The sequence below is a fragment of the Ktedonobacter racemifer DSM 44963 genome (assembly GCF_000178855.1).
GTDB lineage: Bacteria > Chloroflexota > Ktedonobacteria > Ktedonobacterales > Ktedonobacteraceae > Ktedonobacter > Ktedonobacter racemifer.
The window spans coordinates 1,679,517-1,705,968 of record NZ_ADVG01000002.1 but is presented as its reverse complement, the minus strand read 5'-3'; the positions used below and the strand labels follow the sequence as shown (position 1 = coordinate 1,705,968).

Here is a 26,452-nt window from a genome sequence, read left to right as displayed (position 1 = left end):
TTAGTACAAAGCTTATAGTGAAACATGTTGATATTCCATGCATTTTAAATAAACAGATAGAAAAGTACCATTTAGGGTTGAGAAATCTTTACTGAGGCAGGTGAAGATGTAAGATAATGGTCCTATACGTGTAAATTTGGCTTGTACGTTTGCTGAACAGAATGGAGGTGATGTAAAAGAGGCGATTAGAGGCGCGCAGGCCAGGTCGCCACGCTTGTGTGATATGCTATGGCATAGATTGTCTGGAGCGAGGAGGCTTCGGACAAGCAAGTGGCGATTGCAATGCTACAGGGAGGTTTGTGTGAATATAGAAAAGGATACGATTGCTGTACGCAGCGGCGAGGCCTTTGATCCTCACGTAGTAGAAGACTATTTACGCGCACAGATAGCCGAGGTGCGCGCTCAGCCTGAAGGATCACTGGAGGTACGCCAGTTTCCATCCGGGGCCTCCAATTTGACGTACCTGCTGAAGATGGGTACCTGGGAGGGAGTCTTGCGGCGCCCACCTCTGGGACCGGTGCCGCCCAAAGCGCATGATATGGGTCGTGAGTCTGGACTCTTACGCCAGATCCATCCCGTCTTTCCTCTTGCTCCCAAACCATACTGCTTCTGTGACGACCCGGCGATTCTGGGTGCGCCTTTCTATGTCATGGAGCGCAGGCAAGGGATCGTCCTGGATAGCGCCCTGCCTTCTGGTATCGAGGCCACAGAGGAACTGGGGCGACGTCTCTCGCAGGCGGTTGTGGAGACGCTGGTGGATATCCACGCCATCGATTGGCAGCAGGCGGGCCTGGAGCACTTTGGCTATCCGCTAGGTTTTCTAGAGCGGCAGGTCAAGAGCTGGATCGAGCGTTATCAACGCGCGCAGACCGACGCGATCCCCGAGGTTGAGCCATTATTGCGCTGGCTCAGTACGCATATTCCAACCAGCCCTGCCGCCAGTTTGATTCATAATGACTTCAAGCTAAATAATATGCTGTTCGCCGAGGATGATCCGGCGCGCCCAGTGGCGGTTCTGGACTGGGAGATGGCAACGCTGGGCGATCCCCTCTTCGACCTGGCCATCTCGCTCAGCTACTGGGTGCGTCCGAGCGACCCCCCCGAATTGCGCAGCATTCTTCCCACAGTGACGGTCCTGCCGGGTTTCTATGAGCGAAATGAGTTTCTTGAGCTCTATGCGCGCAAGAGTGGTCGTGATCTCAGTGATATGCATTTTTATATGACGTTCGCTTACTTTAAGCTGGCCGTTATCTTGCAACAAATCTATGTTCGCTGGAAGCGAGGCCAGACGCAGGATGCGCGCTTCGCTGGATTTGACAAGCGTGTTTATACTCTTATTCAGCACGCCTACGCTGTATCTCAACAAGGGCAACTGACTTAGAGATTCATCGTCACGTGTTCACGGTCTCACATAGGATGTTTATCATGATTCATTAGGAACAGAGAGGTTCACACTAATGACGACAAACACCGCAAACTCGATTCAGAGTACATTTCTGCGCCAGCAGCCAGTGAAGATGCTCATTGGTGGACAATGGGTTGAGTCCGCCAGTGGCAAGACCTTTGCCACCATAAATCCAGCCACGACAGAGGTATTGGCGCAGGTCGCCAAGGGGGAGAGCGAAGACATCAATCGCGCGGTCGCCGCGGCCCGTAAAGCCTTCGAGAGTGGTCCCTGGCCGAAGATGACGCCCTCACAACGGGGGCGCCTGCTCTGGAAGCTGGCCGACCTGCTGGAGGCGCATGCCGAAGAGTTCGCCGCGCTGGAGACGCTTGATAACGGCAAGCCGATCAAATACGCGAAGGGTGGGGATGTCCCCCTGACAGTCGACCACTTCCGCTACTTCGCGGGCTGGGCCTCCAAACTGGAGGGCGAGACCATCCCGGTCTCTATCCCCAATATGTTTACCTATACCTTGCGCGAACCCCTGGGCGTCGTGGGCCAGATTATTCCCTGGAACTTCCCCCTTCAGATGGCCTCCTGGAAGCTTGCCCCTGCTCTGGCCTGTGGCAATACAGTCGTGCTCAAACCGGCGGAACAGACACCACTCACGGCCCTGCGCCTGGGCGAGCTTATCTGTGAGGCTGGTTTCCCCGATGGTGTCGTCAATATTGTTCCCGGCTTTGGCGAAACGGCTGGCGCGGCCCTGGCGGCGCACCCCGATGTCGATAAGATTGCCTTTACAGGTTCGACCGAGGTTGGCCGCAAGATCGTCCAGGCGAGCGCGGGTAACCTGAAGAAGGTCACGCTGGAGCTGGGGGGCAAGTCGCCGAACATTATCTTCCCCGATGCCGATCTCAAATATGCCGTGCGGGGAGCGATGAATGCCATCTTCTTTAACCAGGGCCAGGTCTGCACCGCAGGCAGCCGTCTCTTTGTGCATCAATCGGTCTATGAGCAGGTGGTAAGTGGCCTGGCCGAGTATGCGCAGAAAATGAAGATTGGCGCGGGCATCGATCCGGCAAGCGATCTGGGACCGCTGGTGTCGCAGGAGCAGTTGGAGCGGGTGCTGGGCTATGTCGAGAGCGGCAAGCACGAGGGGGCCAGCATCGTGACCGGTGGCGAGCGCGTAGCCACACAGGACCTGGCAGGCTACTTTATGCGCCCAACCGTTTTTGATGGTGTGCAGGACGAGATGCGCATCGCGCGCGAGGAGATTTTTGGTCCCGTAGTGGTGGCGCTCCCCTTTGAGAACGTCGAAGAGGTGGCGGCGCGCGCCAACGCCTCCATATATGGTCTGGCGGCAGGCGTCTGGACAAGCGATGTGAAGATTGCGCACAAAATGGCGTCAACCCTGAAGGCGGGTGTGGTCTGGGTTAATACCTATAACATGTTCGATGCCGCAGCCCCCTTTGGGGGGTATAAACAGAGTGGGTATGGCCGAGAGATGGGGCACGCGGTCTTGGACGCGTATACACAAACAAAAACCGTCTGGATGGGCCTGCGCTAAGGAGTAACCCGCTCCTGGTGTACGCGGCTACTGGGGCACCTATTCGTGAGTAGCCGCGTACACCAGGAGCGGGCCGTCTAAGAAGGTTCTACGATAGAGTAAGGCCCTCTTAACAATCCCCCGGTCCCTCACTCTATCGTTTACCTGACAAATAAAACGCACCTGCGTTCGTTTTTAGCGGATACAATTTTGATCCCTCTTCAATTTTGTATGCTCCTATCCCTTAAATGGCCGGGCTGTACCGATTCGTTAAAAACAAGAATAGCATGGTATAGCAAAAACAGTTTTTGGTGATTACATATGCTAACAAAAGATGCAATTTTAGATATTTATGTAAATGAGAATATATTCAGTGCTCTTGCAAAGCCACACCAGAGGGCATAGGTTATTACATTTGCGTATAAAGAAATTATTAAAATTAGTTATTTTATAGCTAAAACAGCGTATAAAAGCTCTTTTCATAGAGGGGATTTTGTAGTACTCTAGAGATGGGGGAAAGCATATTTTTTTGTGAGTCACCGCAGATTTAGGAGCTGGTGTTATGGTGAACGTTGACAGGTATGAACTATCATTTTCGTTTGAGCAACCTGAGTACATTCGCGTCCCGCTTTTGAATATTTTGCAGCAAGCTGAGAAGCAGGGACAGACCGCGACTGGGATGTCAATGCGTCCACAACATGTTCTCATTATTGACCCGAATGAGAATCGTTCACGCTACATCAAGCATCTTCTTGCAACGAGTGGGTATCCGTCGATGGTGACGACCAGTGCCTTAGATGCTTTTACGCTTATTTTACAGGGAACCATCCTGCCATTTGCTGTTGTGCTTGGCCATGCAGAAACAAATGACCGCTTCTTTCTGCAACGCCTTCTGACCCAGACGAAGCAGCAGCATGTCGTGATTATTCGTTTGCTCTCTCAAGCACGTGATGTTACCACTAGCAAGCCTTCTTTAAACTGGCCAGAGACGGGTATGCAGAGGAATACACGGCCTACAACAAACCCGCCTTCCTATGCGTTACCGCCTCTGAACTACCCGGACGCTCCCGCCTCTACACCCACGACCCCTGCGCCGCAGGCACCAATCTCTCGGCCTTCATCGCCTTTTAGCACCTCCTGGTCGGAAGGCAATGAGCGCAAGACACAGACTCCCGCTGAGAGGCAAGTGCCTCCCTACCAGTCACACTCTACACTACCTGGACCTGGCCGGGAAGCGCCAATAACCCAGGTCCCTCAGCGTGATTTCCCTTCTCAATCCTATCCAGCCTTGCCACACAATACCGATGCCGCCTTGAAAACTGGGAATACGGGCTGGCCACGTGAGCAAACGCCCTCTCCTGCCAAACGGGCTCCTGAGCTTCAACTGCCCTCATTAGAAGGTCAGGAGCTGGGGCGCTATCGTGTGAGTATCCCGCTTAGTAAACATGTGTATCGTACTTATGATCGTATGCGTGAGAGCGATATCGCCCTGAAAGCCTATCCAACTGATGCCATTCCCTACGCGCTTATGGACAGGACATTGGAAGAGGATAATATCTTTCAACTAGAATTTCGCTTGCTGGAATCGGTGAAGCACGCGCACATCCTGCCGGTTTTGAATACGGGAAAGTCCTATATCAGCGGCGTTCCTTTTATCTTCAAAACCATGCCATTGTGTTCTGAAGGCTCGCTGAATGAGTGGATACGAGAGCGGAAGAATAAGCTCTTTACACCACGCGACGTGGCCCCAGTCCTTATGCAGCTGGCGGAGGCCTTACAGTTCGCACACGAGAATAACGTGATCTATCAGAACTTTAAGTTCTCCAATTTATTGATACAAAAGAAAGGGAAGACGCTGAGCGACCTCCATCTCTTGCTCGGAGATTTTGCCGTGACGCAGGATGGCTCGTTCTTCTCGCATTCTCAGGATGCTTATCTCTATGTGGCTCCTGAGCGCTGGTCGGGCCGGGTACTGCCTGCCTCGGATCAGTATGGACTGGCCGCCATGATGTATGAGCTATTGACGGGCCGTCCTCCCTTCCAGAAAGCCGCTGAGCAGACGATGAAGCATATGCATCTCAACATGCCGCCTCAGCCGCCAAGCTCGTACAACGCCGCTTTATCGACATCAGTAAATATGGTCTTGCTCAAGGCGCTAGCCAAACGGCCTGAAGAGCGTTTTGCATCGGTATTACATTTCGCCGAGGCATTTCGCAACTATTGTGTCTGAGTGTAGAGAGCGACAAAAAGACGGGCGCGACGACGCTACTAAAGTACATGCGTACTTTAGTAGCGTCGTCGCGCTTTAGGGTTGCCCGCGTGTGCCTGAGAGGCGCTCGGCAAAATCCCCAATATAGGGAATCTTGAATTTGACTCCACGCCATGCCTGAAGCATCAGAAAGACCCAGACGAGGACCAGCGCCACAACGACAATGTTGAATACGCACCCAAAAAGCCCGATAATAAAGCCGAGAACGGGGAGAGACTTAAGCAGGCCAAGGATTACAATGAATGCAAGGACTGCCAGTGAGAAGAGCGTGGACTGCGCCGCTGAGAAGCGCACAAAACGATTCTGGCGCTCGCGAAAGAGAAAGTAGATGCCGCTCAGGGGTCCCAATGCATAGCTCCAGATGGCGGCCTTGCGCGCGCTCATACCTGTCGATGTTTGACCATAAGCCTGCTGGCGCTCAACCGCGCTGCGGGGCGGCTGGTAGGAGGTCGAACTCTGATATTGCTGTTGCTGTTGTTGCTGCTGCTGCTGACCTCCATAGCTTTGCTCGTAGCCACCAGAGGTCGGTGATTGTAATGTTGCTCCATAGGGATCGTCAGGGTTATATGGTGGTTGTGAAGGCGGCGTGGAGCCACTATAGCCCCCATAGGAATTAGGATCTTGATTTGATGGTGTGGCCATGAAGTCTTCCTCTTTTTCATTCTGCAAGGATGCTTATACCATATATTACGCTACAGGCAAAAAAAGGTTAGATGCTTTTATGTGCATGGTAAAGAGTGTGGGTTGGTTCTTGTCGGACCTCCGCCCGACAAGAACCAACCCACACTCTTTACCATGAGCGTTATAGGCGCTTTGGGAAGGACATGTCATGGAACATAGCTCCCCTGCGCATACTGAGCGTATTGAGGGGTGGGCGTATTCTGACCATAGAACTGTCCATTATATGCCTGTGCGGAGCCATTGTTACTCGGGGTGGATGTTGTAGACATCTGGTTTAGCGCGTATACTGCCGCCTCGATCATAACCGAGATGGTTGTGGGCGAGGCCGGTATGCCTAACTCTTTAAGTACCTGCTGCACCAGGGTTACTGCCGCCTGCTTTTTATCCGCGCTGGTTGTCACATCGTTGGCAGTCTGCTCGATAGCTGAAACTACGGAGTTGACGACCTGCTCGACCATTGAGCGACGCTGCTCAGGCAGATTTTGTATAAGCTTTTTGTAGAGCACGCTGGACACCGAGATGAGCGGTGGTAAAACGATGGGCAAGAGGACGATTAAAAGTTGATACAAATTTGCATCTTTCATAGGTAAAACCTCCTGTCAACTAAAAACATCGTTCCACTATAGAAACGCTAACGGTGCAGTATTTTTGGTGATGGAGTTTGAGTAAAAAAAGAAGGCGCTGGCAACGCGCCAGCGCCTTCTTTTTTGTAGATTATTTCTTCTCCGAACACCCTGAGCGCGAAGCGCTAGTCACATAAGTGACGCTGGGTTTCGGAATAAGATCTTAGCCGAGCAGGGCATAGGGATTCTGCAAGAGCCGTTTGACTTCCTGGAGGAAGCGCGCGACCATTGCGCCATAGAGAATACGATGATCGGCTGAGAGTGTGAGTGGCATAATATCGCGAATGACGGGTTGCCCATCGACGGGAACAAACGTCTTGCGCGTGGAGGCCACAGCCAGGATCGCGGCTTCCGGTGGATTGATAATCGCTGAGAAACCGCTGACATCCATCATACCCAGGTTCGAGATCGAGAAGGTGCCACCGCTCAGGTCCGCGACCGAGAGCTTATTGTTGCGTGCCTTCTGAATCAACTCGCGCACCTCGCGGGCGATTGTGCGTACCCCCTTAATATTAGCATCCTTGATCACGGGGACGACGAGGGCATTGGGTACATCGACAGCTACGCCGATATTGATGTGCTTATGGCGAATGAATTGTCCATCGCGATATGAGCCATTGACATCAGGGAACTTCTCCAGCGCCAGGGCACAGGCCTTAATGATCAGGTCATTGACGCTGACCTTGGCGCCCTCTTCGCTAGCCGCACCGTTGAGCACCTGGCGTAGTGCCAGGGCATCAGTCATATCAATCTCGTTGCTGACATAGAAGTGCGGCACAAACTGCTTGGATTCAAGCAGGCGATTGGCGATCCTCTTCTGCACAGACGAGATGGTTATGACCTCAGAATCCTCGGGAATTGCTGCCAGGGCAAAGGCTGGCGCCTGGAACTGCGGAGCCGCCTGGATTGGCTGAGCAGGAGCCGCTGCTGGGGCCACCGGGGTCGTCGCGCGCTGCTGGGAGAGGTAATCCTCCAGGTCGTCACGCACGATGCGCCCGCTGGGACCCGTGCCCTTGATCTGACCCAGGTCAATACCATGCTCTTCAGCGATGCGGCGCGCCAGGGGAGAGGCTTTGACGCGACCCTCAGCCGTAGTAGACACCTCGCTGGTAGACACAGTTGAAGCCACGACGACTTCTGGTTTGCTTTCTTGTTGAGGCGCGCTGGCCCCATTGGCGCTGGCAGCCACTTTGCTCTCCGCACTCGCGGCTACGCTGGTTGTTGCGCCTTTGCTTGCACTCGCGCCCGTGCCAATGACGGCGATGGTTTGACCAATAGGGGCAACCTCGCCCTCCTTAATGAGAATTTGTTCGAGAATGCCGCTGTCGTAGGCCTCGATCTCCATATTGGCCTTGTCGGTCTCGACTTCGGCGATGATATCGCCCCGTTTGATCTGATCACCAGATTTTTTGAGCCAGCGGGTAATGGTACCTTCCTGCATGGTATCGCTGAGTCGGGGCATGCTTACGTCGGGCATGGTATCTTATCTCCTTTTGCGGCGAGGTGCGAGTTCGTTGATGGCCTCGATCAACTGTTTCGCTCCTGTGAGCGCGGCCAGTTCGAGGGGTTTGGAATAGGGGAGGGGAACCTCAATGCTGGCGACACGCTTGATAGGAGCATCCAGGTAGTCGAACGCCTCTTCCTGAAGCGTGGCGGCGATTTCAGCTCCAACGCCATAGGTGCGCCAGTCCTCCTCAAAGATAACGGCACGGTTGGTCTTCTGCACCGATTTGACAATGGTCTCGCGGTCCAGGGGGCGCAGTGAGCGCAGGTCGATGACCTCGATGCTCAGGCCGCTCTCCTGCTCCATACGGGTGGCGACTTCAACCGCGATAGAGGCCATGCGTGAGTAGCTGATGACGGTCAGGTCATGCCCCTCTTTGGCGATGCGAGCCTTACCGAAGGGGACGGTATAGTCGCCCTCAGGAACGTTGCCTTTGGTATTGTACAGTGCCAGGTTCTCCAGGAAGAGGACCGGGTTGTTGTCGCGGATGGAGGTGCGCAGCAGGCCACGCGCATCTTCAGGCGTCGAAGGCGCGACGACCTTGAGGCCTGGTACATGTGCGAACCAGACTTCCAGGTTCTGGGAGTGGGTTGCCGAGAGCTGCTGACCACCGCCACCGGGGGTACGAATGACCATTGGCACAGCCGTCTGGCCGCCAAACATATAGTGAATCTTGGCCGCGTGGTTGACGATCTCGTCAATGGCGAGCAGGATAAAGTTGATGGTCATGATCTCGACGACCGGGCGCAGGCCGAGCATAGCGGCGCCAACGGCCATACCTACAAAGCCATTCTCGGCGATAGGTGTATCGAGCACACGTTTGGAACCAAACTCTTTGAGCAGGCCCGCGGTAATCTTGTAGGAGCCTTCAAAGATTCCAATCTCTTCTCCAAGCAAGAAGACATCCTTGTCGCGCAGCATTTCGTCGCGCAAGGTGTCATGAAGAGTCTGTCTAAAAGTCATCTCTGCCATGGAATACAATCCCTTCCCTGAACCTTAGTGAGCGGCTGTGTCATCAGCGTAGATATAGTCATAGAGCGTATCCAGCGAGGGGAAGGGACTCTCTTCTGCGAAGTTAACGGCCTCTTCAACCTCCCGCTCAACCTGCTCAGCAATCTCGTTGATCCTGGTGTCATCTAGCAGACCCGCATCCTTGAGGCATGCGGTATATTTGGCGACAGGATCATTGATATCGCGCAAGCGCCGAACCTCGTCTCTGTCGCGATAGCGATCAGGGTCAACAACCGAGTGCCCACGGAAGCGGAAGCTGACCGCCTCGATCAGGGTCGGCTCGCTCTTCTCGCGCGCCAGCTTAACGGCCGAACGCATGGCGTCGCGTACCGCGAGGACATCGTTGCCATCGACGCGGATATTGTTCATATCGAAGGCGTTGCCTTTGCGATGCAGTTCAGCGACGGCTGAACCAGCCTCTACACGTGTGCCCATGCCATACTGGTTATTGACGATGAAGAAGATAACGGGCAATTGGTAAATCTTAGCCAGGTTGAGTGACTCATAGAAGGGACCACCATTGGTTGCGCCATCGCCCATCTGACAGGCGACGACCTCCTTGCCCTCGCGATATTTAATCGCATAAGCGGCACCCACCGCCAGGGGCACCTGCCCACCCACGATGCCATAGCCACCCATAAAGCGACTATTGATATCGAAAAGGTGCATTGAACCGCCACGACCCTTGGTGATGCCTGTAGACTTTCCGAATAGCTCGGCCATAACCGCTTTCGCGGAGATGCCACGGCTGAGGGCATATCCATGCTCGCGATAGTTGGCATAGATATAGTCTTCTGGACCAAGACCGTGACAGAAGCCGACGACGGTGGCTTCCTCGCCCAGATTCAGGTGACAATAACCGCCAATACGGGCCTTGTTGTACATTTCGCCCGATTTCTCTTCGAAGCGGCGGATGAGCACCATCTCATAGTAATACTTGAGTAAGGTGTCCTTGTCTTCGTTCGCGATGATCGCGGCGTCTGGTCTGCTACTGTCAGCAAGCTCAGAGGCCTTCGACCGCTTTTTCTGTTCCGTGTTCATGACGGCTCCTGGTTTCTTTTTTTTAACATGATTGTAACGTGGGAGGCGCTATGTTTCAAACAGCCAGATAGGTAGCACAAGAAAAGGCTACATGTGGAAAACATGGCGGTGTGCTATCTGGAAAATTTCTAGAAAGTATGCTCAATGTTCAACTGATTATACGCCTCCATGCTAACTGGTTGTAACGCATCTATCCGATGACAGTCCAAGGATTATTATACAAAAGATATGCATGGTTATGTCTATACGTGGGGGTAGAATTTAAGGTTTTTTGCCTGAAGAGCAAGGAATATGAGCTAGCGCTTGCTCAGTTGAGCTTCTTCTGCCTTTCTGTCCGCTCTCTCCAGAGATACCAGCACATACCAGGAGTACTAGGGAAGTACTATGGTACGCTCGCGATCCCACCTGGTGGAGGCGTTTTTCTCCTCCCTCTTTCCATTGTGCCAATCGGATTAAATAGTGTTTTTAAGAAAGTTATTGGCAGTTGCTTTTTTCTCTCTCCTTTCGTCGTATTTTGTGTGTGAAAGGGAAAGAGGAGTGCCAGATGAATGAGTATAGATCACTCACTATGGTGTATGGGAGAAAACTCTCACTTTGAATCCATCCTGGTTGGTGTTCTCGTACCAGAAGCAACTTCTATCGAATTTTCTTAAAATCTGGGGTTGGGAGTAGCCAAAGACATGACGACGCCTTCTATTCTCATCGCTGACGATGATACCGCCCTCTTGCGTGCTTTGCCACAAACTCTGTATTTGCGTATGGGGGATATTCACGTTGATACATGTGATTCTGCCGAACGTGGTCTCGCCATGATTCGAGAGCATGATTACGATGCCATTGTAAGCGATATTAAGATGCCGGGGATGGATGGCCTGGAACTTCTGGCGCGTATTCAGGAGCTGCGCCCTGAGACACCCACACTGCTCATCACAGGCCATGGCGAGTATGACCTGGCCATACGCGCCTTGCGTGGTGGGGCCTATGACTATATCCTCAAGCCAATTGATCGAGACTCCTTTGTCGCGGCGCTTCAGCGTGCCATTCAAGCTTATCAATTGCGCCGCCAAGTGGTTGAACAGCATATTGCCCTCTCACAACATGCACGCTCGCTTGAATGGCAGGTGCAGAAACGCACCAGTGAACTGGTGAACGCCAATGAACTCAAAGACAAGTTTCTCCGTATCGTCTCCCATGAGCTAAAGGCTCCTCTCTCAGGCCTGAAGGGGATGACACAGTTCCTCTACAAACAACTGGATGAAGAGGTCAACAAGCAGGTCTTTAAGCAGGGATTGGAGGATATGTCACACGCAATTGGCCGTACTGAGGTGTTGGTGCAGGATCTGCTGGGTACTTCCATGATGGATAGCAATATGTTTGTGCTTCATCGCAAACGCTGTAACCTGGTGCAACTCTGCCAGCGTGTGCTGAGCGAATATACAGCTGGCGCAGGACCTGACGTTACAAGTGAGATCGTTGCTGAAACGGCTGAAGTAGAGGTTGATGCCGAGCGTATCTGCCAGGTCCTCATCAACCTACTCTCCAACGCACGCAAATATTCGGTCAGCCCCAGCACTATCACAATACGTTTACAGCAGGTTGGCTATGAGGCGTGGATCCAGGTAGAGGACCAGGGCGTGGGCATTCCTCAGGAGGAGCAACAGCCTATCTTTGAGCAATTCTATCGCGCGCCAGGGATCGAGGTGCAGTCAGGTGAGCAAACCGGCCTGGGTCTGGGCCTGTACATCGCGCGCAAAATTGTAGAGCGACACAGTGGGTGCCTGGATGTGGAGAGCACGCCCGGACAGGGAAGCACCTTTACCGTGATCCTGCCAATCTACATTAATCAGGAAGCGATCAGTCAAAATTCAGAAAATCTGGCGCGGCACACCCTGGCCACCTGGACACTCACGCATTAGGAAGAGATACACAAAAGAGGGTGGGCAACGTTGCCCACCCTCTTTTGTGTAGAGTTGTATTTTTATGCGTCATGAGTTAATCTTTAGCTAATATCGCGACAAGAAGGCTTGTAGGGACAGAGATAGCAATTTTCAGGGTTTTTGCTAATTTTTCTGTATACATGATAGAGATACAGTACCGGCAGTTGTCTCATGAGGATGAGAGCCTGGCCTATAGCGGTTTTAGTAAGAGGAGCAAGCAAGCCATGACGGAGAGTAAGATAGTGGTCCCCCAGGCAACGTCTGAGGAGGCAGTGCAAAAGTGGAGCTATATCAGCGGCATCGGTGATATTCCCCTCCTGGGGCTCACCATTGGCGATATGTTTGACCAGACAGTTGCCAGCTATCCAGATCACCTGGCGCTGATTGCGCATGCTCAGCAGATACGCTGGACATATCGCGAATTGCATGAGCAGGTGGAGCGCTGCGCCAGGGGTCTGATGAGCCTGGGAATTGAAAAGGGAGATCGCGTCGGCATCTGGTCGCTCAACCGCGCCGAATGGTGTGTGACCCAGTTCGCAACCGCCAAAATTGGGGCTATCCTCGTCAATATTAATCCAGCCTATCGTCTGCATGAACTGGAGTATGCGCTCAAGCAATCCGGTTGTAGCGCGCTGGTTATTTCCCCCGCGTTCAAGAGTTCAAACTATCCTGAAATGGTCATGGCGCTTACCCCTGAGCTTGTGACCTGCGAGCCAGGAGCGTTGCAATCAGCCCGGCTACCAGCGCTACATACAGTTATCTGTATGGGAGAAGACGCAACTGAGGGAATGTTCAGTTGGGAGGCGCTGCTCAAGCGAGCTGAGCAGGTTGGTATTGATCAGCTGTACGCTCGCCAGCGCACGCTTGAATTTGATGATCCGATCAATGTGCAATATACGAGTGGTACGACTGGATTTCCCAAGGGCGCGACGCTAAGCCATCACAATATTCTCAATAACGGCTATTTTGTAGCTCGCCTGCAAAATTTTACCCATGAAGACAAATTATGTATTCCTGTGCCGCTCTATCATTGCTTTGGCATGGTTATGGGCAACCTGGGCTGCGTGACGCATGGCGCAACCATGGTCTACCCCTCCGAGAGCTTTGATCCTCTGGCCGTGTTACAGGCTGTACAAGAGGAGCAGTGTACGGCCCTCTATGGTGTGCCGACCATGTTTATCGCTGAATTGGAACATCCAGATTTTCATACCTTTGACCTGGTCAGCCTGCGGACCGGAGTCATGGCTGGCTCTCCCTGCCCCATTGAAGTCATGCGCAACGTGATTAACCGTATGCATATGTCACAGGTAGAGATCTGCTACGGTATGACAGAAACAGCACCTGTTTCGGTGCAGAGCAGGCTCGATTCGCCGTTTGAGAAGCGCGTCGCCACAGTGGGCCAGATTCATCCGCATCTCGAAATTAAGATCGTCAATCCTGAAAGCGGCCAGATCGTGCCTCAGGGCATACCAGGAGAATTGTGTACGCGCGGCTATAGCGTTATGCTGGGCTACTGGGATAATCCTGAGGCGACGCAGGCTGCCATTGACCAGGCGCGCTGGATGCATACAGGTGACCTGGCAACGATGGATGAAGAGGGCTATATTAATATCGTCGGGCGCATCAAAGACATGATCATTCGGGGAGGGGAGAACATCTATCCCCGTGAGATCGAGGAGTTTTTGTATACCCATCCCCAGGTCAGCGACGTGCAGGTCATTGGGGTTCCCGATGAGCGCTATGGCGAAGAGATCGCGGCCTGGATTAAGCTAAAGCCGGGCGCGTCCGTCAGTCAAGAGGATCTGCGTGCCTTCTGCCTGGGAAAGATCGCGCACTACAAAATCCCGCGCTATATTAAGTTTGTCGATGCCTACCCTATGACCATCTCCGGTAAAATCCAGAAGTACTTGATGCGCCAGCAGGCCATCGCTGAACTAGGCTTACAGGATGCAGCCTCTATCGAGACTGCATAAGCACACACACGCCAACTTTTTTCAGAGAAAGATGGTGCATTTATGCAAAAGCACAAATGCACCATCTTTCTCTCTTCATGCGAGCAAGCGCATATTAGAATTTTGTTAAAAAACGGCAAAAGCAACACAAGCAATTGACGTAATAGTGCGAAGACTGTTATTATTTTGAAAGATATAATGATAAAAATGTAGCTACAAAAGCTCTGATTAAGGTAGGAACGTGGAGAAATATACCTCTTGGCGTGAACTACTTGGCAGTATCATTCAAGATATGCAGGAGCGACAGCGGATTGCGGGTCTGTTGGGTGTCAATGTTGTGACTCTGGGGCGCTGGGCAGGCAATGCCTCGAATCCACGCTACCAGCATCTACGTCGCCTGCTTTCTGTATTGCCGCAATATCGCGCCGAACTGCAAGAACTCATTGTAATCGAATTCCCCGATTTTTCTTTTGGCTTAGAACTGAGTAAGCAAGGGGAGGAACAGGACCTTATTCCTTCAGCATTGTATACACAGGTTTTCAATACATATACCATTATGCCGCACATACAGCGCTCCTGGAGTATCACTAACTTAATTCTACGTCACGCCCTTGACCAACTGGATTCACAAAAGCAAGGCATGGCCGTGATCCTTATTCAGTGTATGCCACCGTCTCAAAATGGCAAGGTGTGTAGCTTGCGTGAACGTATAGGGTTTGGGAATTCGCCCTGGCCCACAAATCTGGAGCCGCATGCTATTTTTCTGGGTATGGAATCGCTTTCAGGCTATGTAGTAGGGACCTGCCAATCCAGTGTGTTGCAGAATCGTTCAAAGGAGCAGCAGGGAGTACGCCCTGTGCATTGGGACCAATTGGAGAAGAGCGCGGTTGCCTATCCCATCTACCGCGAGTCAAAGGTGGCTGGATGCCTCCTGGTCTCAAGCGCTGTCCCCAACTATTTTCTGCCTCACCGACTTAAGCTGATAGAGCAATATGCCGAACTACTCTCGCTGGTCTTCGACTATGAAGAGTTTTATCCACTAGAGCAGATTAGCCTGCAAATTATGCCGCACTCAAGCTATCAGGAGAAGGTGCTCTTCAATTTTCGCCAGCGGGTTGCCGAGGTGATGCTGACCAGCATGCGTAGCGGCGAGAACCTGGATATACGGAAAGCGGAGGCACTCGTCTGGAGCCAACTTGAGCAAGAACTCCTGGGGTTGGCGGTAGATCTCAATATGATGCAAGAGGAATATCATCCCCTCCAGGCTGAATAGCGTGGGGCAAATCATTTTTGGGGAGTAGGGTGAAGCGTGCTGGTAGCCTGCGGCTACCAGCACGCTTCACCCTACTCCCCAACGTGAGCGCCGCAGGCGCGAGGGGGCAAGTCAAAAAAAACATGTGTATGTCAATCAGTTGATGCGTTTCTCATGCCCCTGCCATTCTTGCTCGCGTAACACATATTTCTGCACCTTGCCAGTTGAGGTTTTGGGGAGGAGGCCAAATTCTACTGCTGTGGGGCATTTGAAATGGGCCAGGCGTTCCCAGCAAAAGGCAATGATCTCCTCCTCTGTGGCCTCTCTTTCAGGTTTAAGCGTTATAAAGGCCTTGGGACGCTCGCCCCAGGTGGCGTCGGGGATCGCAACCACTGCGCATTCAAGTACCGCTGGATGACGGGCGATGAGTTGCTCGACCTCGATGGTAGAGATATTCTCGCCGCCTGAGATAATCACATCCTTGGCGCGATCACGCAATTCAATATAGTTATCTTCATGCCAGACGCCGATATCTCCCGAGTGGAACCAACCGCCAGCAAAGGCCTTCTCTGTGGCCAGTTCGTTGCCATAGTAGCCCTTGGCAACGTTATTGCCACGCATGACGACCTCACCCATGGTACTCCCATCTTTGGGCAGGTCCCCCAGATCTGGATTGACGATACGCGCTTGCTCCGCGGTCACATAGCCCTGTCCCTGTCGCGCCAGGAGGGCTGCCTGTTCCTCTTCTGAGCGCATATTCCATTCCTCGTGCCATTCACAGACGGTGTAGGGGCCATAGGTTTCGGTCAGGCCATAGACATGAAGTGGGCGAATATTCAGGCTTTTGAGCTGTCCCAGTAAGGTGGGCGAGGGAGGCGCACCCGCGATAGTCGCCGTCACGGGACGCGAGAGCGGATGAGCTTTGGGATGGTTGGCCAGAAAGATCTGGACGGTAGGAGCGCCATTATAGTGAGTAATGCTCTGGTTCTCCAGGAGCTCCCACACCTGTTCCGGCTCTACCTTGCGCAGGCAGACATGGGTGGCCCCCACAGCCGTCACTGCCCAGGTAAAGCACCAGCCATTGCAGTGAAACATAGGCAGTGTCCAGAGGTAGATGCTCTCGCTATTCAAGCCTGTTTCGATGACTTCACCAAGCGCGTTGAGATAGGCGCCCCGGTAGGTGTACATCACGCCTTTGGGGTTGCCGGTTGTCCCGGAGGTATAGTTGATGGAGATAGTCTCCTCTTCATCAACCAGCCAGCTATGCAGGGGGTGTGGATTGCCCTGGGCCAGAAATTGCTCGTATGGATCGTCGTCAGTGCCATCGTCGGCGATACGTATTACCTGGAGCGCGTCGAGGTTGAGCTGCTCCACGAGATGATAGAGCTCATTATCCACAAAGAGAAAGCTGGCGCCAGAATGTTGCAGGATAAAATTGATTTCATTGGAGCTCAGGCGCGTATTGATTGCGACAAGAATGCCGCCTGCGGCTGGCACGGCATAATGTGCCTCCAGTAGGGGTGGAATATTTGGACACAAGAAGGCAACGCGGTCGTGCTTATGGAGGCTATACGCCCGTAATTGCGCAGCCAGGCGGTAAACACGCTGCGCAAATTGCAGGTAGGAGTAGTGACGCTGACCATGAATAACAGCTACTTTTTCAGGGAAAATGAGCGCACTGCGCTCCAGGAAACTGACAGGTGTCAACTCTGTGCGATAGACTTTCTCCGTCATACATAGCTCCTTCGCTGTTGTGGTTCAGCTGGTAAAAAAGAGGAAGTGCAGAAGGACCTCCTCCTGTCAGGGTGAGGAACACCCATTTCTTTCTCCTTGCGGCGAATACACCGGTAAGGAGATAAAAAATATATTTTCCTAAGTATACATTGTGTAACAGGTAATGTTGTATATTTGCGTATAGGGATCTTGTAGAACTGCATATGCAAGAACATGACCAATGGGGTAAAAATTCGAGAATTATACTTATCCAATGTAGAATAGGGAAGAGCAATTATCTTGCATATTAAAAAATAAGCTGCTCGCGCTCTCAAGAAACTAGAGCGCTTCCAGGTGAGACCTTGATTGGGGTTGGTGGTTATAGTGCCTTTCAGGAGTGTTTTGATGCATCAATGTCTCCGATGTAACAATCCATGTGCGAATGATGTCGCGTTCTGTCAAAAATGCCAGATCGCTCTCTTGGAGAGTTCTCCAGGGCAGGAGCATTCATCTACATTCTTCTCGGCTGGTACACAAGGGCATGTTCTTTCGCCCGCGAAGCCGCCAGTATCTGCACTGCCGAAGCTACCAGTGACACCTGCGTTGTCAGAGCTGTCGCCGATCTCCGCGGAGCATATGTTCCCTTCTAGCCTGGTTCCGACAACGCCTCGTCCCGCATACCGACGCACATGGGTGCGCAGACATTGGAGAATCATTGCTGCCGTCTTGCTGCTGCTGGCACTTGCTGATGGGGCACTGGCCTTTTTCTATTTTCGGTTGGGTCAGGGAGGGAGTGCCCAGCCTGCATTGGTTTTGGAGAAGAGCGTGGTCGCGCATGGAGAGACAATCGAGTTGCGCCTGAGCAGCTTTACGCCTCGTGCCCATGTGCGTATCACGCGTGATATGCAGGTCGCGGTGCGCCTGCTTCAGACACTAGCGCTCCCCCACAATCAACCCGATAACTATGTGCAAATCGATGAAGCCGGGAAGGCGAGGGTGCGCTTGCGGATTGATGCAAACTGGGAGGCGGGAGAGCATATTGTACAGGCTGAGGATGCCACCACACGTAATGTTGCCCATGCCACATTGCATGTGGTTGGCGCGGTTCAGCCACCCAGTCTGCAACTGAGCCAGACCACGCTTGATATGGGAGCGAGCTTACAAGGCTCAAACTCTATTCAATCCCTGCGTCTACGTAATACAGGTGGGGGAACTATCTCGTGGACGATTGGCAATGTCAAGCCAGCCTGGCTGTTTACTACACCAACCTTCGGTACCTTTAGTGATGGCCAGACTATCTTCCTGGCCGTCTCTCGTGCAGGTCTACAGCCTGGCGAATATAAGGGATCGCTGCTGATTATGGCCAGTACAGGTGGCATGCAAAAGGTAACGGTGAAAATGACGGTAAAGCCTTTGCCAGGCGACCCGGGTCCTGTGTTGACGGTATCTCCACCAGCGATTGCAGCCAGCACCTTTGATGGCGCGACTGATGCAGTGGAAGGCACCCTGAAGATTACCAATACAGGCAATAAACAACTTCATTGGTCGCTTGCTAGCCAGGTGCAACTAGCTTCGCTCTCTGAGGAGTCCGGTTTTCAGCAGCGTATAGAGTGGTTGCATGTAGACCCAAGGATGGGGAATATCGCACCCGGTAAAACCGAAATTGTTCACCTATCTATGCATAGTCAGTCGCTCTTTACCGATGTCTATAGCGGCATTATCTCTTTCCAGGCAGACCAGAAGGCGTTGAACAGCCCGCAATCTATCGCGCTCTCCCTGGTGGTGCGCCCACCCTGTGAAGTGCGCCCCAGCGTGACAAGTATCATGGCGCGCGTGAGCGTTGGGCAACAGATGACTCTTCCGCACCAGTTGAGCTTGCATGTCCCCACTGGCTGTCATGCGAAATTGTCCTGGCAGGCCAGCTCGCAGAGCGACTGGCTGACGATCAGCCCGGCGCAAGGAACTCTAGATGCGCAGAGCTCGACGGATATGGCATTGACCGTGGATGCCACGAAGCTGGCACCCGGGATGTATACAGGCTCCTTTGTGCTGAAGACTGCGCAATCAAGTCAGATGGTCAGTGTGCAAGCGACAGTTCTGCCCACGGGGCCACAGACAACATCCATTCTGGTGGTTACACCTACTCACCTTTCGTTTACGCTTTCGCCGGGTCAGGCCAGTAGTACGCAACAGAGTCTTAGCCTGGCTAATACTGGGCAAGCAGGTCTCTCCTGGCAAATCACTGGTGGCGCATCCTGGCTGCTAATACAGACACTTCAGGGAGCATTGGATGCAGGTAGCTCTGTCGATATTCCTGTCCGTGTTACCGCTGCGGGTCTTGCCGCTGGTAGCTATACTACCCAGGTCCAGGTCACGGCGACGGATAACGCTGGCCAGGCCGTGATAAGTGGTCCACAAACGGTCGCGATCAATCTCATCGTTGCCCAGCAAACAGTGCAATCCTGCACGTTTAGTGCCTCGCCGAGCACGCTGACATTCCAGGCCACCTTGTTGGATACGACTCCGCAGGCACAGGAGATTGCTCTCGCCAGTACAGGTGCCTGTGGTGGGACCTGGAACGCGAGTACTGACGCATCCTGGATTTCGCTCTCTTCTACGACGGGAAGTAATACGAGTGGCGGAAACAAGCTAAGTATAGCCGTGAACTCTGCGGGAAAAATCTTAGGTACCTACCGGGGACATGTGACGTTGACAGCCTATGACAGCAACGGCGCCAGCATCAAAGGCAGTCCACAGGTTATTACTATTGTCTTAAATGTTCTGGGTTAAAAAAGGGAGGGCAGCATTGCATGATGCGGGATAATTTACCGCAGCCCCCAATGTCACAATTGGAGCACGCAATCGCGACAGTCCTGGCGTGCCTCAGTATGGTGAAATACAACGCTGTCTTGCGAGAGGAGCAGCGTGTGGAACTGGCTTCGGATATTGAGAAGACGCTCCAGTTTTTACGGGGTCCACTGGCCGCAACCCACGCACCAAAGGAGCAGGATACAAGCACAATGCCTGTCTCGCCTCAAATGACGGCACCTTCTTTGGCGATCCCTGCCCAGCAGAACCAGGGAGCGTTTACGGCTGCCGGAGCGCAACCTCACCTGGAGGCGCTCTATCGCGTATATAGCACATATTTGCATATGGGCAATGGCAATACTCTCGATGCATTCGTGGTGCGCTTCAATGAGGTTATGGCAACGCTGGATGAAATCCAGGCTACCACTGACCCAGAAGCGGAGGGGCAACTGCCCCAGAACCAGCAGCACTCTGTCGAGGATGCGCTTCATCGCGTCCGTGGCTTTATTGCCGACCTATATTATATGTTTCTGGAGTTTGTGCGTGCCTTATCTGAAACCCTGGAGATGCACGAACCCCAGTCCCATACCGAAGAACTCTCCTCACTTCCACGACAGGATACCATGGAGAACATTGAAGCCATGCCCAGATTACCCGCCAGCCCGCAATTGGCACAATTGGCCCAGGTGTATGAGAAGCACCTGCAAATGAATGCTAAAAAAGGTGTGCTCTATTTGCATGTTAAGGATGCGATGGTCTTTTTAAAATTTCTCGAAGAAAATTTGCGCAATGATTTGCAGAAGCGGAGTGAAATCATTGCGCAAATGAACCGGGTGGGACGCTTATTGCAGGATTTGTCCCAGCTTTTGGCGAGCTATGAAGGGGCTGTGAGCGCACTGGTGCATCCAGATCTCTAACCTGGAGGGCATACTAGGTACGATGCTGTCAAAGCACGCGTCTACATATCAACTATCATATGTAGACGCGTGCTTTGACAGGGTGGCTTACCTTACACCAATGCGGCGATAGCGTGCTTCAACAAAGGAATAGACGCCATAGGAGAGCATGCCCAGCGCGACAACACCCAGCATAAAGGCGCCAAATGGTTGCTGAGAGAGTACCTGTAAGGCCCCATCCAGACCTTTGGCCTCGTAGGCGTTATGCTGGATCGCGGCGACGAATAAGAAGATGCCGATAATCACAAAGACAATACCCAGCGCGGCATAGCCAAAGCGTCCCGCGAACACCGCCATTTTGCGAATATTTGGCTGAATTTTGTAGAGCGAGAGATGTTTGACGAAATCTGCTTTATAGGCCCTGAAACAGAGGTACCCTCCCAGACCTATCACAATGATACCAACAAGCACGAGCAGAAGCACGCCAAAGCTTGTATGCAGCAGGCGCGCCGTCCAGTCCTGGGTATGCTGTGTCGAGCTTGACTGGTGGCTGGATCCGCTCATTACTGTCTGAATGCCGCCGTAGGCAAGCAGGCCATACGAGATGCCGGTAATGGCATAGCCAATGCGGCCAATGATGCCCATGGTCTTTTTCCCCTTGTGCTCTGTGTCTAGAATGGCCTGAAAAAGAGACCAGATGGCATAACCAAAGAGACCAATGGCGACCACTGCCAGCAAGAATCTGCCAAATGGCTGCTGGTTGATGGTTTGAAGGGCTCCTGTCTGATCAGTTGTTTTGCCACCGTGTCCAACCGACAGCTCAATGGCAAGTAGGCCAATCAAGACATACACAATACCGCGCACGGCGTAGCCAATACGGGCGAAGACGGTCATGCCTTTGCTGTAGGCCACGTCTTTGGCGGCGTCACCCATATCCTGGCTTGCCTGGTTAATATGCCCTTTCATTTGTGTCATGAGAGTCACTCCTTTATTAATATCATTTCATAAGTTCTCTCTATGCCTAAGGGAAATGTTTATAAGCGAGAATTTCTGAAAAGATACATTGATGTCTAAATGTTGAAAGTATTCCTTCTAAGGCAAGTGCAATATATTACGCTACTCTTATCACGCGCTAACGGTGCGAAAGGATGCGTTAAGCTGTGAAGGATAACGTATACTAAGAGCATTATGTTGTAGGTTCCCTTACTGTAAGGAAGAGAAGGACAATGTGTCAGGAACCCCTGGCTCAAGCGCTGTCACTTATACACAAATATGAAAGTTTGCAGAAGATCCTCAGAATGATGCGAGGGAAAGGTGTTGAAAAAAACGCCCCTTGGTGCATAATGATGTGCTTTCAGCTTGGCGAGACAAGCGACGTTTTCACCGAAAGAGTGTCACCTCTCGTGTGGGGAAAAACGAGGCACCTGCAGCGCATCGCTTCCGTGTTCTTTCTCAAGATCGCATATTTGTGTATAAGTGACAGGGCTCAAGCGCAGGGGGTTCCAGAAGCAGAGGTTTTATGAGTCAACAGAGAGAAGTAAATGATGCTTCGACTGGCGTGAGCATGGAGCGTTACTGGCAGGAGGCGATGCGGAGTGTTACACGCTTACAGCAAACGCAGATGGAGGGTTTGCGGGAGGCGGCGCGCCTGTGTGCTGCCTGCCTGGCGCGTGGTGGCGTGATCCATACCTATGGGACAGGCCATTCACGCGCCTTCGCCATGGAACTGGCTGGCCGGGCTGGTGGGCTGGTCCCTGTGAATCGGCTGGATCTGGAGGACCTGGCCTTACGCGCGGGGTGGTCCCCTGAAGTGGTGATGCATCCTGATATCGAGCGCGATCTCCAGGCCGGTAAAGAGTTGCTTGGATGTTACCATATTGAGCCTGAGGATCTATTTCTTATTTGTTCAAATTCTGGTGGAAATGCCGCTATTGTTGAGGTGGCGCAACAGGTGAAGCAGCGAGGCCACACCTTGCTGGCAGTCACCTCGCTGGCCCATACGCACCAGTCCCCTGCTCGTCATCCCTCTGGCAAGAAGCTCTATGAGCTTGCCGACCTCGTCATCGATAACCAGGCACCCTTCGGCGATGCCTTGCTGGCCTTACCCGATGGCAGTACCGCCTGCGCTATTTCTTCCGTCACAGGTGCGCTTATAGCCCAGATGTTGACCGCGGGTATTATTGCCCTCTTGCTTGAACAAGGACTGGAGGCCCCAGTCTATCTCTCCGCCAATGTACCAGGAGGAATGGAACGCAATAACCGCCTGGTCCAGTACTACGCCGATCGTATCCGCCCAGTATAGAGTTAGGCAGCCGACGCTGCAAAAGCACGCGTCTACATATAATGGTACGAAGCATGCTTCGTACCATTATATGTAGACGCGTGCTTTTGCAGCGTCGGCCATGCTACTCAGCATTTAGGCCTGTTGCCAATGAGTGGTGCTCGTAAGATTACTTGCCCCCTGAGCCGCGCTGCGTGCAGGCTCATCCACAAGCGCGATCTCACCAAGCGTGAGGCGTTGGTTGAGTTGCTCTATGACCTGCTGCCGAAATGCCTCTTCGTGTATAAGTAAGCCACCACACAATGCCACGGCCAGTGGCTGTCCCGCAAAGTCCAGCTTCTTATAGACTGCACTGACGGCCAGCGCGAGTTCTTCAGCAGCATGGTGAACGATCTCTTTGGCCACGGCATCTCCTTCGCGTGCAGCTTGCAGGACACAGGTAGAGAGTTGAGCAATTATGGCTTTATCACCCAGAGGGTAAATGTGGGAAATCAGATCATAGGGATTGGTGAGCTGCCAGCGCTCCAGGATGCGGTGCATTAAGGTGGTGGCGGGTCCACGCCCGTCTGCGGCGCGTACAGCGGCCTGTAGGGCTTGCTGCCCCAGTGCGTAACCGCTCCCTTCATCTCCAAGGAGGTGCCCCCAGCCACCACTACGTTGTATGTTGCCATGCAGGTCACGTCCAAGCGCGATGGAGCCTGTACCAGCGATGAGGACGATGCCAACGGCCTGAGGCAGGGCACTTAGCCCCAGCTCAGCATCATTGGTCAAGAGCACGTGGGGAGCCAGTGCGCGCAGGTGAGGCGTGAAGTCGTGGCGCGCCTGGGGGGTATCGATGCCCGCGAGCCCAATCCAAGCGTTACGCACCTCAACTGCACCTGGCGCCTGGGCACGGGCCGCAGCCACAGCCTGGTAGATGCTTGCTTTGGCTTGCTCAAGCCCGACATTGGCATAGTTCGCGCTGCCAGCCTGCCCACGCCCAAGTTCGCGGCCCTGTTCATCAACCAGGATGGCCAGCGTTTTGCTTCCACCACCATCGATGCCCAGAAAGCCGAGGGGAGCTGAAAGGGTCTGTTCTTCTGTCATACTTGCTCCTTGCGAGACATATACCCTGTGCACACTTATGGAACTAACTGATTCCGTAGCATATGGGTGTAGAATGTGTATTTATGTCCACAGTAGACCGAGCGTGCATACTCAATGGGTAGATCACGATTGGTATAGGTGGTGCGACGCGTATAGAGGGCGGGACTTCCTATGGGAAGATTCAGCAGCTTTGCATCTTCTTCATTGGTGAGGCCCGCCTCAAGTTCCTGTTCTGCCTGGATGAGTTGGATGCCATACCTGCTTTCCAGAACGCGGTAGAGCGATTGTGTCTCCAGGTCCTCATCCAGAAGCCTTTCACAGCCAATAAATGAGAGGTGGGAGCGCTCAATTGCGAGAGGTTCGTTGTCGGCGAGCCGCAGGCGTTGCAGGCGGAAGATAGGTTGACCAACGTGCAGGCGCAGGCGTTCGGCAAGGTCTTCTGTGGCGGGAATCATATGCATGCTGAGGACGCGTGTTGCCGGGGCCTGACCACGCGCACTGATATCCTCGGTAAAGCCAGTCAGGCGAATCAACTGCTGGGTAATCTTGTTGCGACTGACAAAGGTGCCTTTGCCCTGTTCGCGATAAAAGAGACCCTCGTTCACCAGTTCGGTGAGCGCCTGGCGCGCGGTCATACGACTAATGCCATATTGTTCGCCAAGCTCGCGCTCAGAAGGAATGAGATCACCTGGCTTCCAATCGCCAGAAGTTACCTTCTCGCGCATGATCTCCTTGAGTTGGTAGTATCGTGGTAGGGGGCTTTTTCGGCTTTGCATAAAATAGGTTCCATACCTCTTTCCGTGGATGCTCTCCAGCGTACAAGCACGATGCTAGCGACATTGCTAAATGGTACAGCGTTCTATAGGGCAGTGGCTAGCCTTTTCTGCCCCGAAGTGAGACCTTCTCTATGACGTATTTGTGCCAGTTTGCTTGCTATTCTTCTGCTGTGAAAAGAGAGATGGTATAATTGGTATGTTGTATATACCAGCTTGCACTGTCATAATCTCATAAATGCAGGATGGCGTCAAGGGAGAGACTGGGAAGACAATGAGAAATGAAGGACGGTGAAGCTAGCAATGAAGCAGATCTGGATATCCAAGGTGCGTACATGTCCAGAAAGAAAATTGTACAATTTAACCGTGCTGTGTGTTACGTATCAATAGCAGGGGAAGCCGCACAAAAGATGTTATGTCGTTATCGTATTTTTTAGGTTTCGCCTTGAAGGAGAGGTCAATGCGTTTTACATTTAGTGGCGCTCGCTTAGTCGATGCTACAATGGATGTAGCTGAGGGCAATATGACTATTGCCCAGGGGACAATTCAAACGGTGAACCAGGCTGATGGGCAGTCTGAAGTGGTGATTGATGCCACTGACACGTTTATTTTGCCCGGCTTTATTGATGTTCACACCCATGGCGGCGGTGGTCATAATCTCCATACCACTAAGCTAGAGGAGATCCTGGCCTATAATCGCTGGGTCGCCTCCACTGGGGTAACATCGTACCTGGTTGCCGTGGTCGGCACGCCAAACTGTATGCCAGAGGCGCAGCTACAAACCGCGGTGTCGGCGATCAAGAACTGGCAACACAGGTCCGAGGGTGCTCAACCCCTGGGGATATTTCTTGAGGGACCGTATATCAATGAGAAGAAGCGAGGCGCCCATCCTCCAATCTGGTTACGCAGGCCCAGCCTGGTAGAGACTGAGCGCGTCCTTGAGCTGACTGAAGGCTATTTAAAGCTGGTTACGCTTGCCCCGGAACTGGCGGGAGCCAACGAGATGATGGCGCGCCTGCTGGCTGAGGGAGTGACCATTAGCATGGGCCATACCGAGGCCAGCTATGAGCAGACGCTTGAGGCGGTCAAACATGGCGTCTCGCATGTCACGCACTGCTTTAATGCCATGCAACCCCTGCACCACCGCAACCCCGGTCCACTGGCCGCTATCGCCCCTCTTGAGCATGTCATGGGCGAGCTGATCGCCGATGGTGTACATGTGCATCCCGCGATGATGTATGTGCTGGTGAAGTTGCTGGGTCCCCAGCGCACCATCGTGATTACGGATGCCCAGGCGGGGGCGGGCGTTCCGGATAGCACCTTTGAGTTCGCGGGCCAGGTCGCGCGTGCGATTTGTGGCGCGGCGCGCCTTGAGGATGGCACACTGGCGGGGAGTATTCTGACACTTGACCAGGGGTTGAGAAATATTCTGGAGATGACGCCGGTGAACCTGCAAGAGGCGTCTGGCATGCTGTCTTATAACGCCGCACGCTCGATCAAGGTCGCGGATCACAAGGGGCTTCTGCGACCAGGCTACGATGCCGACTTTGTCATCCTCAACCAGGCGCTGGAACTGCAAGCCACGGTGTGCCAGGGGCGCGTCATCTATACTCAGCCAGCCTGGGAGGAGCGTTTATCCCTCTTGAAGCAGCAAGAAGAGGCGCTTTAAACTAAGCGCCTCCCTCTCCGTTTCGT

The 26,452-nt window shown here is 53.0% G+C and carries 19 protein-coding genes; 10 read left to right on the top strand and 9 right to left on the bottom strand.

What is annotated here, in order from left to right:
- Positions 1 to 301 precede the first annotated feature (301 nt).
- From KRAC_RS23665 to KRAC_RS23655, 3 genes are all read left to right on the top strand, one after another.
- Complete coding sequence (locus tag KRAC_RS23665) at positions 302 to 1,381, top strand: phosphotransferase family protein (protein WP_007911499.1); 1,080 nt, start codon at positions 302 to 304, stop codon at positions 1,379 to 1,381.
- Positions 1,382 to 1,457: 76 nt separating this feature from the next.
- Positions 1,458 to 2,951, top strand: a complete 1,494-nt coding sequence (locus KRAC_RS23660) for an aldehyde dehydrogenase family protein (protein WP_007911497.1) — start codon at positions 1,458 to 1,460, stop codon at positions 2,949 to 2,951.
- A gap of 541 nt (positions 2,952 to 3,492) precedes the next feature.
- Positions 3,493 to 5,160 (top strand): serine/threonine protein kinase, encoded by a 1,668-nt coding sequence (locus KRAC_RS23655; RefSeq protein WP_007911495.1) that lies wholly within the window; start codon positions 3,493 to 3,495, stop codon positions 5,158 to 5,160.
- Positions 5,161 to 5,235: 75 nt separating this feature from the next.
- Here KRAC_RS23655 and KRAC_RS69220 read toward each other — a convergent pair whose 3' ends face one another.
- From KRAC_RS69220 to pdhA, 5 genes are all read right to left on the bottom strand, one after another.
- Positions 5,236 to 5,841, bottom strand: a complete 606-nt coding sequence (locus KRAC_RS69220) for a DUF4870 domain-containing protein (protein ID WP_007911493.1) — start codon at positions 5,839 to 5,841, stop codon at positions 5,236 to 5,238.
- Positions 5,842 to 6,026: 185 nt separating this feature from the next.
- Positions 6,027 to 6,464 carry a phage holin, LLH family gene (locus KRAC_RS23645; protein WP_007911489.1) on the bottom strand — a complete coding sequence of 146 codons (438 nt, stop codon included), beginning with the start codon at positions 6,462 to 6,464 and terminating at the stop codon, positions 6,027 to 6,029.
- 202 nt (positions 6,465 to 6,666) lie between these two features.
- Positions 6,667 to 7,980, bottom strand: coding sequence for a dihydrolipoamide acetyltransferase family protein (locus tag KRAC_RS23640; protein ID WP_007911488.1), 1,314 nt, complete (start codon positions 7,978 to 7,980; stop codon positions 6,667 to 6,669).
- Between the two features lie 6 nt (positions 7,981 to 7,986).
- The gene (locus tag KRAC_RS23635) at positions 7,987 to 8,979 is read right to left on the bottom strand and encodes an alpha-ketoacid dehydrogenase subunit beta (RefSeq protein WP_007911479.1); all 993 of its coding nucleotides are present in this window, start codon (positions 8,977 to 8,979) and stop codon (positions 7,987 to 7,989) included.
- Positions 8,980 to 9,003: 24 nt separating this feature from the next.
- Positions 9,004 to 10,059, bottom strand: a complete 1,056-nt coding sequence (gene pdhA, locus KRAC_RS23630) for a pyruvate dehydrogenase (acetyl-transferring) E1 component subunit alpha (protein ID WP_007911477.1) — start codon at positions 10,057 to 10,059, stop codon at positions 9,004 to 9,006.
- A 680-nt stretch (positions 10,060 to 10,739) separates the two neighbouring features.
- On the opposite strand from pdhA, the gene KRAC_RS23625 reads away from it, so the two are divergent.
- From KRAC_RS23625 to KRAC_RS23615, 3 genes are all read left to right on the top strand, one after another.
- Complete coding sequence (locus KRAC_RS23625; protein ID WP_007911462.1) at positions 10,740 to 11,975, top strand: ATP-binding response regulator; 1,236 nt, start codon at positions 10,740 to 10,742, stop codon at positions 11,973 to 11,975.
- Positions 11,976 to 12,220: 245 nt separating this feature from the next.
- Positions 12,221 to 13,969 carry an AMP-binding protein gene (locus KRAC_RS23620; protein ID WP_007911460.1) on the top strand — a complete coding sequence of 583 codons (1,749 nt, stop codon included), beginning with the start codon at positions 12,221 to 12,223 and terminating at the stop codon, positions 13,967 to 13,969.
- A gap of 220 nt (positions 13,970 to 14,189) precedes the next feature.
- The gene (locus KRAC_RS23615; RefSeq protein ID WP_007911458.1) at positions 14,190 to 15,221 is read left to right on the top strand and encodes a GAF domain-containing protein; all 1,032 of its coding nucleotides are present in this window, start codon (positions 14,190 to 14,192) and stop codon (positions 15,219 to 15,221) included.
- A 135-nt stretch (positions 15,222 to 15,356) separates the two neighbouring features.
- Here the strand turns inward: KRAC_RS23615 and KRAC_RS23610 are convergent, their stop codons facing one another.
- On the bottom strand, positions 15,357 to 16,934 hold the full coding sequence (locus KRAC_RS23610) for an acyl--CoA ligase family protein (protein WP_007911456.1): 1,578 nt from the start codon (positions 16,932 to 16,934) through the stop codon (positions 15,357 to 15,359).
- 459 nt (positions 16,935 to 17,393) lie between these two features.
- On the opposite strand from KRAC_RS23610, the gene KRAC_RS23605 reads away from it, so the two are divergent.
- Both KRAC_RS23605 and KRAC_RS23600 read left to right on the top strand, forming a co-directional pair.
- Complete coding sequence (locus KRAC_RS23605) at positions 17,394 to 19,703, top strand: BACON domain-containing protein (RefSeq protein WP_169460935.1); 2,310 nt, start codon at positions 17,394 to 17,396, stop codon at positions 19,701 to 19,703.
- 20 nt (positions 19,704 to 19,723) lie between these two features.
- A complete protein-coding gene (locus KRAC_RS23600) occupies positions 19,724 to 20,638 on the top strand; it encodes a hypothetical protein (RefSeq protein WP_007911453.1) in 915 nt (304 codons plus the stop codon).
- Positions 20,639 to 20,725: 87 nt separating this feature from the next.
- Here the strand turns inward: KRAC_RS23600 and KRAC_RS23595 are convergent, their stop codons facing one another.
- Positions 20,726 to 21,592, bottom strand: a complete 867-nt coding sequence (locus tag KRAC_RS23595) for a DUF1206 domain-containing protein (RefSeq protein WP_007911451.1) — start codon at positions 21,590 to 21,592, stop codon at positions 20,726 to 20,728.
- Between the two features lie 544 nt (positions 21,593 to 22,136).
- Between KRAC_RS23595 and KRAC_RS23585 the strand changes: the two genes are divergently transcribed.
- The gene (locus KRAC_RS23585; protein WP_007911446.1) at positions 22,137 to 22,919 is read left to right on the top strand and encodes a sugar isomerase domain-containing protein; all 783 of its coding nucleotides are present in this window, start codon (positions 22,137 to 22,139) and stop codon (positions 22,917 to 22,919) included.
- A 114-nt stretch (positions 22,920 to 23,033) separates the two neighbouring features.
- Here KRAC_RS23585 and KRAC_RS23580 read toward each other — a convergent pair whose 3' ends face one another.
- Complete coding sequence (locus KRAC_RS23580; protein ID WP_007911444.1) at positions 23,034 to 23,984, bottom strand: N-acetylglucosamine kinase; 951 nt, start codon at positions 23,982 to 23,984, stop codon at positions 23,034 to 23,036.
- A gap of 35 nt (positions 23,985 to 24,019) precedes the next feature.
- On the bottom strand, positions 24,020 to 24,760 hold the full coding sequence (locus KRAC_RS23575; RefSeq protein ID WP_007911442.1) for a GntR family transcriptional regulator: 741 nt from the start codon (positions 24,758 to 24,760) through the stop codon (positions 24,020 to 24,022).
- A gap of 457 nt (positions 24,761 to 25,217) precedes the next feature.
- Between KRAC_RS23575 and nagA the strand changes: the two genes are divergently transcribed.
- Positions 25,218 to 26,426: an N-acetylglucosamine-6-phosphate deacetylase gene (nagA, locus tag KRAC_RS23570; RefSeq protein ID WP_007911440.1), complete on the top strand. Its 1,209-nt coding sequence runs from the start codon at positions 25,218 to 25,220 to the stop codon at positions 26,424 to 26,426.
- Positions 26,427 to 26,452: the final 26 nt, after the last annotated feature.

What these genes read in the sequence shown, in the direction of transcription:
- KRAC_RS23655 (WP_007911495.1), top strand. Translation starts at nt 3,493, where the DNA reads ATGGTGAACGTTGACAGGTATGAACTATCATTTTCGTTTGAGCAACCT.
- KRAC_RS23575 (WP_007911442.1), bottom strand. Translation starts at nt 24,760, where the DNA reads ATGCAAAGCCGAAAAAGCCCCCTACCACGATACTACCAACTCAAGGAG.
- KRAC_RS23620 (WP_007911460.1), top strand. Translation starts at nt 12,221, where the DNA reads ATGACGGAGAGTAAGATAGTGGTCCCCCAGGCAACGTCTGAGGAGGCA.
- KRAC_RS23660 (WP_007911497.1), top strand. Translation starts at nt 1,458, where the DNA reads ATGACGACAAACACCGCAAACTCGATTCAGAGTACATTTCTGCGCCAG.
- KRAC_RS23635 (WP_007911479.1), bottom strand. Translation starts at nt 8,979, where the DNA reads ATGGCAGAGATGACTTTTAGACAGACTCTTCATGACACCTTGCGCGAC.
- KRAC_RS23580 (WP_007911444.1), bottom strand. Translation starts at nt 23,984, where the DNA reads ATGACAGAAGAACAGACCCTTTCAGCTCCCCTCGGCTTTCTGGGCATC.
- KRAC_RS23600 (WP_007911453.1), top strand. Translation starts at nt 19,724, where the DNA reads ATGATGCGGGATAATTTACCGCAGCCCCCAATGTCACAATTGGAGCAC.
- KRAC_RS69220 (WP_007911493.1), bottom strand. Translation starts at nt 5,841, where the DNA reads ATGGCCACACCATCAAATCAAGATCCTAATTCCTATGGGGGCTATAGT.
- KRAC_RS23595 (WP_007911451.1), bottom strand. Translation starts at nt 21,592, where the DNA reads ATGACACAAATGAAAGGGCATATTAACCAGGCAAGCCAGGATATGGGT.
- KRAC_RS23610 (WP_007911456.1), bottom strand. Translation starts at nt 16,934, where the DNA reads ATGACGGAGAAAGTCTATCGCACAGAGTTGACACCTGTCAGTTTCCTG.
- pdhA (WP_007911477.1), bottom strand. Translation starts at nt 10,059, where the DNA reads ATGAACACGGAACAGAAAAAGCGGTCGAAGGCCTCTGAGCTTGCTGAC.
- nagA (WP_007911440.1), top strand. Translation starts at nt 25,218, where the DNA reads ATGCGTTTTACATTTAGTGGCGCTCGCTTAGTCGATGCTACAATGGAT.
- KRAC_RS23585 (WP_007911446.1), top strand. Translation starts at nt 22,137, where the DNA reads ATGAGTCAACAGAGAGAAGTAAATGATGCTTCGACTGGCGTGAGCATG.
- KRAC_RS23645 (WP_007911489.1), bottom strand. Translation starts at nt 6,464, where the DNA reads ATGAAAGATGCAAATTTGTATCAACTTTTAATCGTCCTCTTGCCCATC.
- KRAC_RS23640 (WP_007911488.1), bottom strand. Translation starts at nt 7,980, where the DNA reads ATGCCCGACGTAAGCATGCCCCGACTCAGCGATACCATGCAGGAAGGT.
- KRAC_RS23625 (WP_007911462.1), top strand. Translation starts at nt 10,740, where the DNA reads ATGACGACGCCTTCTATTCTCATCGCTGACGATGATACCGCCCTCTTG.